We start from the raw sequence: 17,910 nt of genomic DNA on the forward strand, positions 1-17,910 counted from the left end.
GGATGGGTTTATTTACGTCCACTCATTTGGCCATTAATGCTGTACTGCTGCGGTGTTAATTTCCAGTCGTTGTCGAAGAATCCCGCCATCCGAACACCCTTACTTCCCGTCTGCACCATATCCAGACCGAAGATCATGAAGTCAGGAAAGCCACTGGCTCCGGCAAAGTACTGGTTGGCCAAAGCCGCCCGCATACCTTTCACACCCGTTCCGCCAACGACGGCGACCGACGCGGTGGCCGACCCTTTGATGGGCCAGACGAAATAAGCCGCCAGGTCATCGCCCTGCCATTGCTGAGCGCCCACCCGCACGCGGTTCCGCTCCAGTTGAATCGGGCAGTCGGCCAGGAGTTGTTTCCAGGCGGCATTGGTAGTGGCGTTTCCGAACAGCACAACGCCCCGATTGGCATAGGTTACCAGCGAATAATCCGTATCGGCCACAAGGTCGATGGCACCATTGCCACGATAATACCAGGTTTCGGCATCGTAGCGGGCTTTCTGCAGGTTCAGGTCGTTTTCCTCTTTAGTGCCTTTGGTACCGTATACAAAGACCATTCGGTTGTTGAACGCATCTTTGAACGTACCGTTCCGATGTGGCCCTTTCTGCGCGACATCGGGCCGTTGAGCGGGCTGCCACTGCCCATTCGCCCGGCGTAGAAACAGCGTATCCTGCGCACTTGTCGTCGTATAGGTGATAGCCGTTGTGCTATCCAGCGTAATGGTCAGAGGTGTTTTTGCGGCAAATTCGTTCAGCGCCAATTTCAATAGAGCCACGTTGATGGTGGTTCCTGCAATAGTCTTCCCTTTGCGGTTGAGTTGTATGCGGCTGTAGAGCAGTGGCTGGGTTTGCTGCTCGATGGACGCCCAGCGATAGGTCGATGAGATGCCCGGATTGGCCGTCATGAAATCGATTTCGTTAACGGTCGAGTCGACGCCGATCTTGTGCCATTTGAAAAAGTCGAACAACGGTTTCCAGTCCACACTCTCATCGCCAAACCAGTGACTGCCACCAGGATACTCGTAATAGCTCATGTCGGGCTGCGATTCGCCAAGGATCTTTCGCATCTGGCGCGCGTAGGTCACGGGCACTGTCCGGTCGGCGTCGCCGTGCAGAACATAAATGCCCAGCGGTTTGTAGTTGCTCGTCAGTTTCAGCACATCGCTCTGATTGCCAGCCCGAAGCAACATCTGTTCGAGGGGATCACTGCTGGTTTCGGGAATCACGCCATCGGCAGAACCATATTCTTTCAACGTCGGATAACCTGCGCAGGGGGCAATGGCCGCCCATTTATCAGGGTAGGTAGCGCCCAGAAACCAGGTGCCGTGCCCACCCATAGAGTGGCCCGTCAGGTACACATGTTGCGGGTCAGGTTTGAACGTATTTTTAGCGATAGCCAACACTTCCAGGGCGTCGATGCGCCCCCAGTCTTCCCAGTTGAAACCGCGTGGCCGACGGTTGGTCGCTGCCACCAGATTTCCCCAGTCTTTGGCTTTGTAGGCCCGCGCCTGACCGCTGGCTTCTACACCTGCCCCATGTACCGACAAAAACAAGGCCGAGGGAGCCGTGCTGACCGACGACTGTGGCGTTACGGCATAGTATTGCAAACTCCCATCGATCTGACTAATGAACGTCCGGCTGTAGGATGCTCCCGTCGGAACGGCCTCCACCGAAACGGTACCTGCGTCGAGTGGTTTTCCTTTTTGCGTAAGCGTCAATGCGCAAGGTTGCGGGCCCCTGGCGGTGATACTGCTTCCGTCAAACGTAAATAACACTTTTCGACTCGACAATGCCGGAACGATGGGCAGCTCAGTGGTCAGGGTTTTTCCCGCTAGTTTGCTGGTCAATTGCAGACCCGACAATGGCGTTGTTGAGGTGTTCACGACAACGACAGCCCCTTGCAGGGAGGCATTGGATTCGCCCAATCGGATGCTGGGCAGTGTCGGGTCGTCGGTCGATAACAGCGCCGGTTTGTCGGGGAAAGCCAGGTTCGCCGTAATCATGACGCCCCGTACGTAAAACTCATTCAGCCCCTTTTTGAGCTTGATGGGAATGTGCAGATACCCCATGCTATAGGCATCACCCATGTGTAGCTCGCCATTTACGTAGACGTTACTGTTGCCTTTTATGGTCAACAACGCTACCTGGTCGCGCGTCGATGGGTAGGTGAGGTAGGTGTAGCCTCCGCCCCCACCGATGCCGCCCCGCAGGCTACCGGCCACCACACCCGGACCTGCTGGGGCTCCCCCGTTGCCCCGAAATCCAGTCCGAAGCCGGAGCCGATTCAGGCTATCAGCCGTTACAGCCATCCATTTTATGTCGGTTCCTTTCTCGTCGGCCCCGAACACGGCCCCTTCTGCGGGTTGTTTGAGCGTCCCGCTATAGAGTTGGTGAGCCAGCGGATCGGTATAAATGGCTTCCCGTCCGTAGCGGCTGCCGGTCAGGGCAACCAGTCCTTTGGTGAAGGTATATGTTTTGGGATCAGGTGTCTTGGGAGCTGTTTGCGCCCCTGCATAACCTAGCGGGATAAGCGCAGTGGCAAGGCAAGTAATTAATTTCAGCATGTTTGAGGTATAAGAGAAAAGTTAGTATTGAGGAAATAGTTTAACCGCTTCGGCTGTCCGATGTGACTAAACTATTTCCTCTGTTTGACGTCTGACTACTAGCGCGTTAGCACCCCTAATTCAGCAATAGAAACGGTGGCATCGTTACTGCCGGTGGTTTCGAGGGCGTCGAACTTCAGGTAACGCCCGGACTGCACCTGGGCGAATCGAATCGACTGCCCAATGGGGTTATTATTGATGTTGTTGAATGTACCCTGACTGACTGGGGCCGACCAGGTTTTCCCATCCTGGCTCATAGACACCGCATACCGATAGACGATGCCCTCTTTTTTACCATCCTGGCGGGGTAGGTACGTGAACCCACGCAGGGGCAGGGTCTCGCCCAGATCCAGAATGACCGAGGCCGGCTCGTCACCGGTCTTGCGCTGTTGCCAGAATGTATTGATGTTCCCATCAATCAGACGATCGGCTCCTTTGCTAGATGTCGAGCCACCCGCCGACACGACCGTCCATTTGGTTGCGCTGATGTCGAACTCAGCCGAAACGGGGCTGCTGGCTTTTTTCAGGTTGTCGATAAAAGCGCGGGCCTTGACGGTTCCGCCCTGCACCAGCGCAAATGGCTTTCCGAACCGGGGGCTGCTGGCCGTCGGCTCCGATCCGTCGGTAGTGTAAGTAATAACCGGGTCCGTAGTGCGGGGGCAGGCAATCGTCACCAGACCCTCTTTACTCCGGCTGATCACCGGCGTAACAATCAATTCGGGCGCGTTGTACACTTCGATCAGCCGAATGAGTGGGCTGGCTTTCGACTCCTCAATGTTCACCCGAATCTTACTGGCCGTTAGGGTTGGAAAGCGCAGAATACGCCGATTACCGATGGTCGTTCCCTGCGCGATGGTCTGGTATTTTCCCGCCTGCCAGGCCGATACCGAGAATTTCTTCACGCGCTGTCCTAACGCAATGTACTCTTCAATGAGCAGTCGGTTGAGCGTCGTAGGTTTACCCAAATCAATATCAAGCGTCGCTTGCTTTGCGCCATCAGCGGCCGCCCAGTAGGTATCGCGGCTTTTATCGAGGATGTTCGTAGCTGCGTAGGTAGGGGTTTTCCGAAAGATACTGCTGGCCGTTATCGACTTACCACCGGCCAGGTTAACCGATGCCTTATCGGTATAGGCTTTTAATTCCATGAGCCGGGCCACGTCGTTTTCGTGAACCAGCCCCCGCCGGTCGACGGGCAGGTTGAGCAGCCAGTTGCCATTACGCCCAATCGAGCTGTAATAGATGTCGACCAGGTGTTCCAGTGATTTTACTTTAGTATCCTCACTGGCGTGGTAATACCAGCCGGGGCGGATCGAGCAATTCACTTCAGTAGGTACCCAGTGGGTGCCATCTTCGTGGCCCAGCGTTAGCTCCCAGTAGTTCGGATAAGCGGGATACACTTTGTCCCGATTGAGCGTACTCCAGTTCGTTTCGCCCGCGTACCCATCTTCGTTACCCACCCAGCGAATATCGGGACCGGCATCACTAAAAATAACGGCGTTGGGCTGATACTGGCGCACCGTAGCAATGAAGCCCGGCCAGTCGTACACTTGCTTCCTGCCAGTTGGTCCTTCGCCATTGGCCCCGTCGAACCATACTTCGTAGACGTCACCGTACTGCGTCAGAACTTCTTTGAGCGTGTTTTTGAAAATGTCATTGTATTCGGGCGTACCGTAGGCGGGGTGGTTCCGATCCCAGGGGGACAGGTAAATTCCGAATTTCAGTCCGTACTCTTTGCAGGCTGCCGACAGGTCTTTCAGGACGTCGCCTTTTCCATCGCGCCACGTACTGTTTTTGACAGAGTGTTCGGTAAATTTCGACGGCCAGAGGCAAAACCCATCGTGGTGCTTGGCGGTGATAATGATCCCTTCCATACCCGCTTCTTTGGCTACTTTCGCCCATTGCCGACAGTCGAGCTGGCTGGGATTGAACTGATTAGCCGTTTCGGTGCCACGTCCCCATTCTTCGTTGGTGAAGGTGTTCATGTTGAAATGGACGAAAGCGTAGTACTTCATTTTGTGCCACTCCAACTGGCGGGGCGATGGTACAGCACCAAAGGGCGCTGGCGTTTGAGCAGGTGCCAGCCAGGATAGGCTGACAAAGAGGATAATGAAGCAGAAAAAACGCATAGACGTTAGGAAAGGGTCATTCAGACTGGTTGCCGGAAGGCCTGTAAAAAAGACTTACTTTTACCGAAACAGGTAGAAAGCAAAGATACCGCTATTTTAAATTTTATATAAAAGCTTCTGCCATTTAGAAAAAAATTTATTAACTATATCGTTAAATAGCCACACGGGTCTATATCGTTTGGCGGGTGTTTCTGGGACTGGATTTTAAATTCTCACAGACACTGGGTCGAAAACCGGCGCAGATAATTTAATTAGTGCATTGTGCGGAGTTTATTGATTTGTAGTAAATAAGGGCCGAATAAATTCTTTATTAGCCCCCGGCTTCAACCGGGGGAACGCCGATAAATACCCGTATTCTGTAAACCCACCGCTAAAGCGATGGGCTGATAGAGGGTTGATTCGAGACTTATTTAACACACCCCAATTAACCCGGCGTTTGCATAATTTAAAGGCTACTCTTTGTCGAGCCTGATAACAATTTTTGGTTCTTTACCTATTCAACTACCCTACAGCAACGTCATCATCTAATGCCTTCTTACACAATTGGTTTACTCCTCCTCGTTTCTCTTTGGATCGTCTCTTTTTCTCTTCCTGATCAACCGGCAATTAGAGAACGTACTTCGGCAACACGTACAGGCGTAACGCTACTCGACTCAAACGCCACGGGCAAACAACTGGCTATGCGCCATTGCGGAAGCTGTCATTTGTTTCCCGCTCCTGAACTACTGGACAAAAAGACCTGGGTTACGGGCGTTCTGCCAAACATGGCCAGACGGCTTGGGCTCAAACTTCCCGAGCAGGATACCTTAAAACCGCTTTCGCCCGAGGAAGAACAGGCGATTCGTGACTTGACGATTTACCCTGAAACGGCTGCCCTATCCCTGAACGACTGGGAGAAAATTGTTCATTATTATGAACAGGCAGCGCCCACCGAACCATTGCCGCAAAAACCCCATCCGTCAGTCACCAATGCGCTTCCCTTATTCAGGCCAAAGGAACTGACTCTCGGTGATAAACCCGTGCCGCAAACGACCCTGTTGAAATACGACAACAACACCGGGCAGCTTTACGTAGGCGATGCCCAGAATGCCCTGTACGTACTCAACGCCCAGCTTCAACTGGCCGATACGTGGTGGATCGACACCCCGCCAACGGATATCGATTTCCCGAAAAATTCGGCTCCAAGGCTCCTGACTATCGGTGTTTTCCGTCCGTCCGATCAGCACCTGGGCCGACTCATGACACTGGAACGATCGGCAAAGCCTGGTTCCAGCCCGATCAATATTCGGGATTTGCCCCGTCCCGTGCAGTTTGCTTCCGGCGACCTCAATGCCGATGGTAAAGACGATGTTGTCATTTGCGGATTCGGGAATAACGCCGGGAAGCTGTTCTGGTACGATGGATTCGAGCCAACGAAGGAGCATGTATTGAAAGCCGTGCCAGGTGCGCGCAACGTGGTGATTGCGGATTTCAATCGGGACAAAAAGCCCGATATTATGGCCCTGATGGCGCAGGCGCGGGAAGAAGTGTCGATTTTTTACAATCAGGGAAACGGACGGTTCAAAGAGAAAACCGTGTTGCGTTTCCCGCCCGTGTTTGGGTCCAGCTATGTTGAACTCGTTGATTTCAATAAAGATGGTTTTCAGGATATTCTGCTGGCCAATGGCGACAACTGGGACTATTCGGCCATCAACAAGAACTACCACGGCATTCACATCTATCTCAACGACAAAAAAGACAACTTCCGCGAAGCCTGGTTTTACCCCTTGTACGGCGCCAGCAAAGCCATCGCCCGCGACTTCGACAAGGATGGCGATCTGGACATTGCGGCTACATCGTTCTACACGACGCTGGCCCAGCCGGAACAGGGATTTATTTACCTGGTCAACGAAGGCCAACTGACCTTCAAACCGTTCAGCACCCCGGAGGCCGCCAACGGAAAATGGCTAACGATGGAAGCCGCCGATATCGATCAGGATGGCGATCTGGATATCGTGCTGGGGTCTTACTTCCATACGGTTGGTGAAATGACCCAGTTGCTCTTCAAAGGCATTACGTCTTTTCCGCAACTGCTGGTGCTAGAAAATCAGGGGAAGTAAACAGCCAGACAACAAAAATGGGCAAGCCGATCGGTTTGCCCATTCTAATTAAAAACACTTATTTGTCTTACTGCTATCAGGATTCTTATTTAACATCCCAGAAAATCTTGGTTGTCAGGTTATCGGTTGCTTTCACCGACGCGTAGTTGGCCGCATTGTACGAAATCTCGTTCCCCGGGATCGTCCACCGAACGGGCGGCAAGGTCTGGTTGTTCGCGTTATCGACCTGGAAGCTCAATGCTGGGTAATCCAGCCGGCGAATATCGGCCCAGTTTTCGTACGGTTGAACCAGGTTATAATGCAGCCATTTCTGGGTTGCAATCAGCTTCAGTTTGTCGGTGGCGCTGGTCGCGCTGCTCCAGTTCACACCCGTACCGGCAATGTAAGCCGAAATCGACGCTGCCGTTGCCGCGGTTGGAATCGTGGAGGTCGTGATACCCGTTGCGTTGGTCAGCGCTAAAATTCCATTGTAGAATTGTACCGACTGCGTGATGGCTGTTTCGTAGGCCGTTTTCGCCGACGCATCATTCGCCGTTCTCAAATAATACTCCGCTTTGATCAAATTCATTTGCGGAGCATTGATCAGGATACCGGGGAAGAACTGATTGCGGCTCAACGTATACCGGTTGTATATTGAAACCTGACCGGCATTGATGAGAGCCGTTTGGGCTCCTTCGGTCGCCAACGGATCAATACCAATGTATTTTCCGGCGGCTTTGGCACCTGGCTCAAACAGTATAGGCAAACGTGGATCGTTGTTGGCGTTCATGTTGTCGATGATCGCCTTGCCCGCCGTATTGCCATACCAGCCATCGCCTTCGATACCATCCTGAAATCCTTTCGAATTTATATCCGTGTTGATATCGTACACGTTGATCTGGATGTTCTGCGCGTTCGTTTCCACAATTGGATAGGTGGTCGCATTACCCAGAATCTCAGCCATTTCCGTGTTCGACCGGGTTTTGAAGCTGGCCACGTCCGACACGCGGTTCAGCAGGCGCAGACGAAGCGAGTTCGTGTACCGTTTCCAGGCCGTTATGTCGCCTTTGTTCACGAAATCCTGCGTTTGAAACGATTTCTGGTAACCGGCATTCAACGTAATCCCGTTCAACTCGGTCGCAATCCGTTTCAGGTCATCCAGCAGGAAGGTATAGATGCCTTCAGCTGTATCGAACTTCGCACTGGACCCTACATAATCACCGCCATTGGTGCTGAGCAAACCAGCCGTACTGAAGGGAATGGAACCATGCAGATCGACCATTTTCGCGGTGTAATCATACACATAAACCGCAGCCGCCAGCATGAAGATTTTCCGGTCAGCCTGTTGTTCCGCCGTCTTCGACGCATACACTTTTTGCAGTTCGCGGTACTGCGCCAGCGTATTGTAGTAGTTGTACCAGACGTCCTCTATCCCCGACGAACCCGGAACGTATTGCCCGGATGCATTGACCCAGCCCGTTGCCTGCGTGTAGCGATTGATGGATGTACGCAGGGAAACGAAGTAGTACCGATAGCCAGGAAGTACGTAATCTTTATTGGAATAGAGTACGCCCGTAAACTGCTTCTCGACGGTTGTCTCCGCAATTTTGGCCGGATTGGGGTATGCGTCGGTAAATTCGGACTCCTTGCAGGACACGTTTGCCAGCAAAAGTCCTCCTAAAAACAAAACAGATATTTTTTTCATTTTCATGATTGACATAAGGTTAGAAGCTGGCGCGTAACATAACGCCCATGGTGCGGAACGATGGGTTGTTACCAGCATTGTTGATGTTATCCGACCATTTCGTACCTACGTTGGTTTGCTCCGCATCCAGATCTTTGATGGTTCTGTAGATGAAGAACAGGTTACGACCAAATACCGACAACGTCAGGTTTTGCGTGCCAATTTTACGGGTGATGCTGGCCGGAATCCGATAGCCTAACGAGATTTCTCTCATTTTGACATAGGTGTTTTCCTTCACATACAGCTCATACCGGGCGTTGCCATACTGTGGGCCACCCCAGTTGTAGGTACTGTTGTAGTAAACAGCCTGCGAGATAACATTGGTGTTGGCTTCGCCCGTTGGCAGTACACCGCTCATCAGCATACCATCGTGGTAAACCGTTTGACCAGCCGGACCCGCCGACGCCGATGTCTGAACACCTTTGCCGTTTGCATCGATGTAGTAGCTAAGGCCACCATGTTCAGCATCCATAGCGGTCAGACTTTCTTCGGTCAGACCACGCGATGTCATCCAGTTGATACCGGTTGGCATAATCGAACCACCGTAACGGAAGTCAACCACGACGTCCAGATTAAAGCCTTTGTAGGTAAAGTTATTGAGCAACCCACCGGTCAGCTTCGGCATGGAGTTGCCTGCTTTTATCCAGTTGACACCATCCAGTTGATAAAGACCATTCGGGCCAACTACCTCACGTCCGCTGGCATCTTTCAATATGCCGTGTACATAAATATCGCCCATTGGCTGACCAACTACCGAGCGCAGCTGAGCCGCGTTGCCGTCATAATCAGCGTGCAATAACTCGGTCGAATTGTTGGCTAGTTTTTCAACTTTGTTGCTGTTCTTCGCCAGGTTCAGGGTCAGATCCCAGTTCAGGCCGTTGACATCACTACTTCTTAGTGGCGACACGTTCAGGGCCAGTTCAAGACCCTGGTTTCTCAAGGTACCGATGTTGGCCAGAATAGTTTTAGCACCGGAGGTAGCAGCAACGGTCAGTGGTAGAATCTGGTCAACAATCTGGGCGTTGTAATACGACAGGTCGATACCCAGTCTTCTTTTGAACAGTCTGGCTTCGAAGCCAAATTCAAACTCGTGTTTCTGTTCAGGCCGTATCTTGTCGTTACCGTAGTCGCTGCTGATGTTCGTATACAGCACCGAGCTACCACCGCTCTGCTGTACACTTAGACTTCCCTGATTGTAGGCATTGTTGGCGCTATAGATCGATGGGTAGTTACCCACAATGCCCCAGGAACCTCTTAATTTGGCGTAGTCGATAACGGTTGGTAACCGGAATATATCGCTCAGGACAAGGCTTGTATTGACCGATGGGTATACGAAGGCGTTGTTTCCTTTGGCGAGCGTCGAGGTGCGGTCTCTCCGGATCGTTCCTTCGACAAAGAATAAATTTTTGTAATCAAAGTTTAGTGTACCCAGGAAAGCATCCCGAACGTAACGGTCGCGGTAGTTGTATGCCGTATTGTAAGATGGCGTATTCACAGAAGCCGATATATCAAAGAAATTTTCGGTGCTTAATCCACCGTTTGTTTCCCGCTGCATCAGCGTATTCAGCGTCTTGTTGGCCGTGTAACCACCTCTTGCCGAGATGATAATGTCTTCGTTTACCTTTTTCGTGTAGTTCAGCAAAACGTCGGTATATACGTTGGTATACAGGTTGTTCCGCATTCCGAAGGAGCCAGTATAGCCAAATGCCAATGGAGTAGAGCTACGTTGCTTGTCTTCCATGCGTTCCGAGGTGAAGTCCGTTCCAACCCGGCCGCGCAGGGATAACTCGTCGGTGATCTGCCAGTTCTGGGTGATGCTGGCAATAATCCGGTTGCTGTACTCATCGTAGGTGTTGGCGCGGGTGCTCCATACGTAATCACCAATGTCCGTTTTGAACCCGTTCCGGATGATGTTCTCGTTCGGCGTCAGGCTCTGGTTAGTTCCGGTTACAAACTTGTATCCCTGGCTCGTCTGGTACTTGTTGAAATACCAGTCGGCCGACTCAAACCGGTTCATCATCCCCGAAAAGTTGTTGATCATGCGATCGACTTTAAACGGACGATTGTGCGTATACTGATTGACGTAGTTAACCATCAGGTCTGTTTTCAGCTTTTTGTTGGCATTGAAGCTGGCATTCAGGTTCATGATGTTCTTTTCGTTCTTGGCGCCGTAGCTGATCATACCATTATCCTGGCGGGTATACGAAAAGCGCAGGGTTGAATTTTCCGACGATTTGGACACGGCCAGGTTGATATTGGCACTGTGTGCATTCTGGAACAAATCGGCATAGCTATTACCGGATGGAGAATACGGACGAATAACACCATCAAAGGCCATAACAGGCTGCCCATCGAACTTGGGACCGAAGTTGACCGTAGCGTTAAGCAGTCCACGGGTATCGCCTTTTCCGTCGCCATCAGTATCATAAGAAATAAAGCCGTTTGCATCCTGACCACCGTTGTTGTAGTTCAGCATATAGCCCGGACCTCTTACGTTCTGATAACGGGGCAGGTAGGCAATTTTATCCACGCTATAGCTGGCGCTGAAATCCACGCCCAGGCCTTTTTTGCCTTTACCGGTTTTGGTCGTGACCAAGACCACACCGTTAACAGCCTCAGAACCATAAAGCGCAGCCGCCGAAGCGCCTTTCAGAATCGAGATGTTCTCGATGTCGGCTGGGTTCAGATCGAGCAGACCGTTACCCCGTATACGTTGATCGCCCCAATAGTCGTTGTTGCGCACTTCGCCGTTCCGAATGGGGATACCGTCCATCACGATCAGCGGTTGCGTGTTACCGGTAATGGAAGACAGACCACGGACGCTGATACTTACGGCGCTGGTGGCCCCACCGGGTGTCGCATTGATCGTGACGCCCGGCGCTTTACCATAAAGGGCAGTCGCGAAGTTTGGCGATGCCGTTTTGATAAGCGCTTCGTTGTTAACCACCGCGGTAGCGTAACCCAGGGCACGCTCCTCTTTTTTGATACCCAACGCTGTGACAACGACCTCATTGATGTTGGACGCATCTTCTTCCAGCGTCACATCGACGGTCGCTCGGTTGTCGATCGCTACTTCTTTCGATTTATAGCCAATAAACGAGAACACGAGCGTTCTGTTCTTGGCTGCCGTAATCGTATACTTACCAGTAGCATCGGTTATTGTTCCTGAGGTGCTCCCTTTCACTACGATAGAAACACCGGGTAAAGGCTGGCCATCATTGCCACCTGTAACTCGACCCGAAATGGACTGCGCCAACGCGGGTGTGCTTATTACCAACAAGAAGATAATAAGCCTGAGTAAATCTTTTGCCATAGATAAATCCGTTAAAATTGACCAATAAGGAAGTTTAATACAATATTAATAAATTCTCTGAACTTCTCCTGATAAAATAAAAAATTTTAAGAAATAGGCTACATTTTCATTTTAGTCACTTTACTAGGTGCTGTTTTAGCATTCAGCGTTTATACCCCTCGACCCGTGCCGGTAATAAACCCCGGAAGCTGATTAACTCTTTAGGAATCCATAGCCTGTGAAGCGTTGGAGACTCGTACCAGGCCGAACGGAACAATGACGGGTTAGAAAAGCGGGAAAGTAACGACGAGCCAGTAGGCATAGAAAGCCACCTGACTTTTCAGGGCACTGAGTGCTTTGTATAATAAGTTAGCTACAGACTGCCGGTTAATTTCCATTAACTCGGCGATCTGATCGTTTTCCAGCCCATTATAAAATTTAAGGAAGATCACCTCCTGCTGGCGTTTGGGCAGGGTGTTAATTGCCTGACGAACTTTAGACTGACTTTCTGAGTCGGCTTCTCCCTGCTCAATCTGCGTCTCGATGGTCTGCCAGTCCGATAGTTCGCTTACTTCGGGGCTGTTTAGGGATGATTGGAAAGGTTTGCTCCGTCGGAACTCCTGAACAAGCTGATTACGAAGCGATTTGAACAGATAAATAGATACGTATTGAATGGTGATTGTGGTTCGCTTTTCCCAGATGCGGATAAATAACTCCTGAATCGAATCTTTTATAAAATCGCGATCCTCGGTAAAGTTTGTGGCATAGGCAAACAAAGCCCTGTACTGTTTCTCGGCCAGTTGACAGAAAGCAGCTTTATCGCCGGTTTTCGTCCGTTGCCAGAGTTCCAGTAAGTATTCGTTCTCGTCAATTATGCGGTGCCGTTGATCCAAAATACCTATTTTGAGTAAGGAAATTTAACAGTTAAATTTAGAAAAACATAAGAAAGGTATAGTCGATCAGCCGCCAGGCAACCCAGCTATGTGCGAGAATTCTGTTTGAGCAAGGCACGTGTTCACTTTGCCAGCGCAAACACCCGTACTGCTTTTCCAGTGGCTCCAACGAGTAATTCGGTACGTCCGCCCACGGTTACCGGGACAAGATCACGAATGTCGCCATCCCACAGCAGACCCGCTTGCTCCATTGGCACGTAAGTAAACTGCCCTCTCCCCCGATTCAGGAATAACTGGCCCCGATTGGCATCATCCTTACCCAGCCGCACCCGGTTATACTCGCGGTTACCCCCAATGATCAGGTCTGTTAATCCATCCTGGTTGACATCCACAGCCGCCAGCGCATAAGCCGGAGCCACCTGCGCTTCGATGGGTAACGGCTGCATCGTAAACCGGGGACTTGAGCCTCCGCTGTTACGAAACAGGACGGTTTGCAGCGTAGTCGCGTCGAGCTTTTCGGCTCGTTTGAGCTCATCGGGATCAAACAGATCCGTAAGGGTTGCCTTCGAGTAGCTCGTATAATCCGTAAATTTTTTTCGCAGATTCACCACCTGATCGAGCATCTCATCGCGGGCGTTGAACGGGTGGGGTTGTCTGTCCGAGCTGTTATTCCGGTCATAGCCTGCCAGAACTGGCAGCAGGGCACCAGCTACGTTTTTAATCCCATACAGCGTCAATGGCCTGTCTGCCGTAGCCTGGAGCTGGCTATTCAGCCCGGCGTTTGCCGCAAGAATGTCGGGTTTGCCATCTTTATCAAAATCCTGCACCAGCAGGCGGTTCCAGCAACCGGTTGTGGCGGGCAATACCTGATCGAGCAACTTGGCTTTCCCATTCGGAAACGAAACAACCTGAATGGGGCCAAAGTCAGTGGCCGCAATCAACTCCGGACGGCCATCCCCCGTAAGGTCGGCAAAGGCGGCATCCGTTACCATGCCCAGGTGGGCCAAAGTCGGTTGCTGGCTCGTTACATCCGAAAAATGACCTTTCCCGTCATTCAGCAAGAGATGGCTGACGGGAATTTCGGGGTAACGGCCCGGCACGACCCGCGCGCCAATAAAGAGATCGCGGTCACCATCGCCATCCACATCGGCCGAACGAACGCAGGACGCACTCACGCGAACATCGGGAAAAGCCGTTGTTTTCGTCAGGTGTCCCTTTCCATCGTTCAGGTACAGACGAACCTGTAGCCGAGGATCATCGATGGGCAGTTCATACCCGGCACTGGCCACAACCAGATCCAGGTCTTTGTCACCGTCGACATCGAGCCAGTCCGCACCGGCATCTTCGCAGGCGCGGTCAGCCAGCAGAGCCGGTTGAGGGCTGGGCGTAAACCCATTGGCTCCAGCCAGAAATACCTGGCCTCCCTGCCCTCGTCCTCCACCCGCAAATATATCGTCGCGCCCATCGCCATTTACATCGCCAACGGCAAAATAGGGACCCGTTGGCGAAAGCATGTAGGGCAACAAGGGCTGAATTTTAAAATCATTGACCGCCTGCTGCTGGTGTGTCCAGACCAGCCCGCTGGTAGCCCGCCAGAATGGTGCAGGCGAAACGCCTGGCTGGTCATTGGCCGTTGGCGAGTAGGAAATTGTAAGCTGGCTGTTGGGCGCCTTACCCAGACTCGCCGAGCGGACAAGCTGCGTTTTGCCGTCGGCCCACCGAATCCGTATCGAGTCGACGGAAGTAGCTTTACCAAGCCCGAACAACAACGGCCCATACATAGCGGACTGAAACCCGCGTACCGGCATGAACTCCTGAACCTGCATCCGGCCACCCGCCCAGACGGTTGCCCGTGCGCCCATTAGCTGCCCCAGATTGGGACTTTTTAGTTGAAGGGTCAGGTGGTTATTCTGGCCTTTCGTATCCGCGTGGTTTTCATAAATACTCGCTTCGGCATTTACATTGTTAATGACCAGATCCAGATCGCCGTCATTGTCCAGATCAGCATACACGGCCCCGTTCGACTGGCTTTTCTCGTTAAAACCCCAGGCGGTAGTTTCGTTGGCAAACGTTAAGGCCCCCGCCGGGTTATCAGCTTTCGAAGCGTCAGATCCTGCATCGCCAGACTGATTCCGAAAGATGAAATTGGGCTCGTCGATACTTGGCATTTTGGCGATCACGGCCATTGGGTCCGAGGAACTAGCGGACTGGCCCGTCTGCCGTGCTTTCAGTTGCTCATCCACCGTAAACTTCAGAAACTCCATGTTGGTGTAATCGCGAGCATAGCCATTGCTGACAAACAGGTCTTTCCAGCCATCGTTATCGAAATCAGCGAACAGCCCGGCCCAGCTCCAGTCGGTATTGGCAATACCCGCCAACTGCCCTATTTCGCTGAACACCGGAATGGCAGCGCCCGAATCGTCGGCTTTGTCTTCACCCACATTCAACTGAAGCATGTTACGCATCGTCTGATGGTGGAAACCGGATCGAAGTAGTTGAGCATACTTATCGTAATTATCATCGCCCGACGTTAGTTTGATGCGTTCGTTCCGTTCGGGGAGCATATCCAGCGTGAGCAGATCGATACGGCCATCGTTGTTTACATCGGCCGCATCGGAGCCCATCGAATAAAGGGATGTATGCCCCATCGACGTCCGTACCACTTCGTTGAAGGCCGGACCCGCACCGCCCCGCTGGTTAATGTACAGATAGTCGTTTTCGTTGTAGTCATTCGAAACGTAGAAATCGAGCCAGCCGTCGTTGTTAAAATCGCTGACAGCTACCGCCAGTCCAAAGCTCAACACGTTGGACGTTAACCCGGCAGCAACCGATACATCCACAAACTTACCATCCTGGTTCTGGTACAGCTTACTGGAATAATTGGTGTTCGCCTGCTGTTTATAGTCGCTGATCATCCGGCTAAAACCGGCATATTCCTGCACCGAGTGATTGAGCAGAAAACAGTCCAGATCGCCATCCCGGTCATAATCGAAGAAGGCGGCCTGGGTTGAATACGCGGAATCATCGAGACCATATTCGGCGGCTTTTTCAGTAAACGTCAAATTCTTGTTGTTGACAAAAAGCAGGTTCCGGCGCAGTCGGGCATCCGTTGCCGCCGACCGGCAAACGTAGATATCCAGCCAGCCGTCGGCGTTAATATCGACCACCGAGACACCTGTATTCCAGCCCTCGGCTGCGCCAACGCCCGCTTTGTCGGTAATGTCGTCGAAGGTCAATTTGCCGGAGCCAGGTTCGGTCTTGTTCAGGTAGAGTTTGTTGGCGTTCAGGTTGCCCGTGAAGTATAAATCGACCCGGCCGTCGTTATTAAAGTCGGCAGCGGCCACGCCCCCGCCATTGTAGAAATACCCGTACTTCAGCACGTTAAACTCGGGCGCTTCCTGCAGTGAGTTCTTGAACGTAATGTTGGTTTGGGAGGCCGGTAGTTTTTCAAACAGCGTATCCTGATTATCGCAGGATGCGAGGAGCAGGACAAGTATAGTTACGAAAAAAAGCGTCTTCATAAAGGCAGTACCTGGCTACGATGGAGCAGAAAGGACGAAAGCGGACGAATCATCGCCCGCTTTCGCGACCTCTCTGGTAAAAATAATGGCTTTTAGTTTTTATCCCACCACAACGGCGTTGTCACTTTGTCGGGGCCACCGATGAGTGATTCAGCTTTTTTGGCCTCTACGGTGTTCGTTTGCTGTTCAACCAGCAGAATCGGAATCCGGCGCAATACGCCACCAGCCGGAATGTCTGGGTTATCCGAGTTCACGACGGGGTATAGTTTCGGAAAGCGCGTCCGGCGGTATTCGGCCCAGCCTTCGAACCCATCCGGGAAAATAGCCAGCCATTTCTGAGTACCGATCTGCTCCCGCTGGATAGCTTCGGTGCTTCCCCAGGCAACCGGAATGTTGCTAAGTGGTGCCGATTTCAGGAAATCGTTTGGCGCAACGGGCGTTTTCGTGCTGTTCTGGTAAGCTGTAATAGCCGCAGCGTCCGTTACACCCCATTGTGCCATGGACATAGCAATACCTTTATTGTACAGATCTTTGGCCGTTCCGCCCATCGCCCAGCCATTGAGGGCTCCTTCAGCGCGAAGGAAATACGATTCGGCGGTGGCCATCACGTTCTGGGGCGTTGCCAGCCCGGTTGATGTCCAGCGCTGCCCAACGTGCGAATTATAGTCGGCAGTATTGACCGTTTCCGTTAACTGCGTCGTTCCCAGCCCGTTCCGTAAGCCTTCATAGGTATTGGTCTTCACAGCAGGCACAAAGTAGGTTGGCAACCGTGGATCCTCGTAGCCTTTCAGCACCGACTCCATAGCGGCACTCATCCGGAACTCGTTCCAGTCCGACATAATAGACAGGCCATTATTGTCGCCACCTTTTGTACTGCGTTGTACGAGTGCGTCATCGTCGGGGCTCGTGGCCAATACGCCACCCGCTACCGCGGCTTCGGCTTCTGTTTTAGCCCGTGCCGGATCTACTTTCGAAATCCGCAGGGCCAGACGCAGCCGAAGTGTATTGGCAAACTTAATCCATTTCGTTACGTCCCCGCCGTAGATCAGGTCGAAAGCACCAAACGGTTTTTCAGCCGTTTTGGCTTTCAACACCGTCGTGGCAGCCGCCAGTCGTTTAAAGAAATCATCGTAGATTTTATCCTGAGCATCATAGGCCACCGCTGTCGCTGGTTCGCCCGCTTTGAAATACGGGATAGGACCGACGTAATCCGTCCAGCGGTGAAAGGAATACACCCACCAGATACTGGACAGTGCGTACTCTGCCGAACCGGCATCTGTGCTCGACATGATGGTTTTCAACTGGGGAACAACCTGGGTGTAGTGTGCGCTCCAGGGACCGCCCAGCCAGTCCATCCGAATCACAAACCGATCGGACGGGAAATACGTGGCTACGCAGGCAAAATACTGCGCATACTGATCGGAAAAGAGATTTTGACCGACCTGATAATTTCCCCCGGGTAGCGTTGCCGCCGACTGCGCTTTCGAGAAAAGGTAAGGGATTTCACCGGCACCAATAACGGATATCTTGGTTTGGTTGGTGTTGATCTCGTCGAAATTCTTCGTGCAGCCAACAGCCAGAAACAACGGAGCCGATAGGCTCGCTGCCACAAATGTTTGCCGTAAAAGCTTTTTATAGGATGTCATAGTGACGATA

8 protein-coding genes are annotated in these 17,910 nt (G+C 52.1%); 1 reads left to right on the forward strand and 7 read right to left on the reverse strand.

Annotated elements, in window-relative coordinates; all coding sequences use genetic code 11:
- Positions 1-8: 8 nt before the first annotated feature.
- Positions 9-2,561 carry a carboxylesterase family protein gene (locus ACYVAM_RS10215; RefSeq protein ID WP_461066524.1) on the reverse strand — a complete coding sequence of 851 codons (2,553 nt, stop codon included), beginning with the start codon at positions 2,559-2,561 and terminating at the stop codon, positions 9-11.
- 98 nt (positions 2,562-2,659) lie between these two features.
- Positions 2,660-4,726 (reverse strand): alpha-L-fucosidase, encoded by a 2,067-nt coding sequence (locus ACYVAM_RS10220; RefSeq protein WP_461066526.1) that lies wholly within the window; start codon positions 4,724-4,726, stop codon positions 2,660-2,662.
- Between the two features lie 527 nt (positions 4,727-5,253).
- On the opposite strand from ACYVAM_RS10220, the gene ACYVAM_RS10225 reads away from it, so the two are divergent.
- A complete protein-coding gene (locus tag ACYVAM_RS10225; RefSeq protein WP_461066528.1) occupies positions 5,254-6,825 on the forward strand; it encodes an FG-GAP repeat domain-containing protein in 1,572 nt (523 codons plus the stop codon).
- Between the two features lie 85 nt (positions 6,826-6,910).
- Here ACYVAM_RS10225 and ACYVAM_RS10230 read toward each other — a convergent pair whose 3' ends face one another.
- The 5 genes from ACYVAM_RS10230 to ACYVAM_RS10250 all read right to left on the reverse strand — a co-directional run bounded on the left by ACYVAM_RS10230 (position 6,911) and on the right by ACYVAM_RS10250 (position 17,900).
- On the reverse strand, positions 6,911-8,509 hold the full coding sequence (locus tag ACYVAM_RS10230; protein ID WP_461066530.1) for a SusD/RagB family nutrient-binding outer membrane lipoprotein: 1,599 nt from the start codon (positions 8,507-8,509) through the stop codon (positions 6,911-6,913).
- Between the two features lie 19 nt (positions 8,510-8,528).
- Complete coding sequence (locus ACYVAM_RS10235) at positions 8,529-11,861, reverse strand: SusC/RagA family TonB-linked outer membrane protein (RefSeq protein WP_461066532.1); 3,333 nt, start codon at positions 11,859-11,861, stop codon at positions 8,529-8,531.
- Positions 11,862-12,124: 263 nt separating this feature from the next.
- Complete coding sequence (locus tag ACYVAM_RS10240) at positions 12,125-12,733, reverse strand: RNA polymerase sigma factor (protein ID WP_461066534.1); 609 nt, start codon at positions 12,731-12,733, stop codon at positions 12,125-12,127.
- Between the two features lie 122 nt (positions 12,734-12,855).
- Entirely contained in the window at positions 12,856-16,254 is a 3,399-nt protein-coding gene (locus ACYVAM_RS10245) for a VCBS repeat-containing protein (protein WP_461066536.1), read from the reverse strand.
- Between the two features lie 92 nt (positions 16,255-16,346).
- Positions 16,347-17,900 (reverse strand): SusD/RagB family nutrient-binding outer membrane lipoprotein, encoded by a 1,554-nt coding sequence (locus ACYVAM_RS10250; protein ID WP_461066538.1) that lies wholly within the window; start codon positions 17,898-17,900, stop codon positions 16,347-16,349.
- Positions 17,901-17,910 lie beyond the last annotated feature (10 nt).

Source organism: Spirosoma horti, from assembly GCF_054776595.1.

Coding starts and splice junctions, on each gene's coding strand:
- ACYVAM_RS10250 (WP_461066538.1), bottom strand. CDS start 17,900: ATGACATCCTATAAAAAGCTTTTACGGCAAACATTTGTGGCAGCGAGC.
- ACYVAM_RS10235 (WP_461066532.1), bottom strand. CDS start 11,861: ATGGCAAAAGATTTACTCAGGCTTATTATCTTCTTGTTGGTAATAAGC.
- ACYVAM_RS10225 (WP_461066528.1), top strand. CDS start 5,254: ATGCCTTCTTACACAATTGGTTTACTCCTCCTCGTTTCTCTTTGGATC.
- ACYVAM_RS10220 (WP_461066526.1), bottom strand. CDS start 4,726: ATGCGTTTTTTCTGCTTCATTATCCTCTTTGTCAGCCTATCCTGGCTG.
- ACYVAM_RS10230 (WP_461066530.1), bottom strand. CDS start 8,509: ATGAAAAAAATATCTGTTTTGTTTTTAGGAGGACTTTTGCTGGCAAAC.
- ACYVAM_RS10215 (WP_461066524.1), bottom strand. CDS start 2,561: ATGCTGAAATTAATTACTTGCCTTGCCACTGCGCTTATCCCGCTAGGT.
- ACYVAM_RS10245 (WP_461066536.1), bottom strand. CDS start 16,254: ATGAAGACGCTTTTTTTCGTAACTATACTTGTCCTGCTCCTCGCATCC.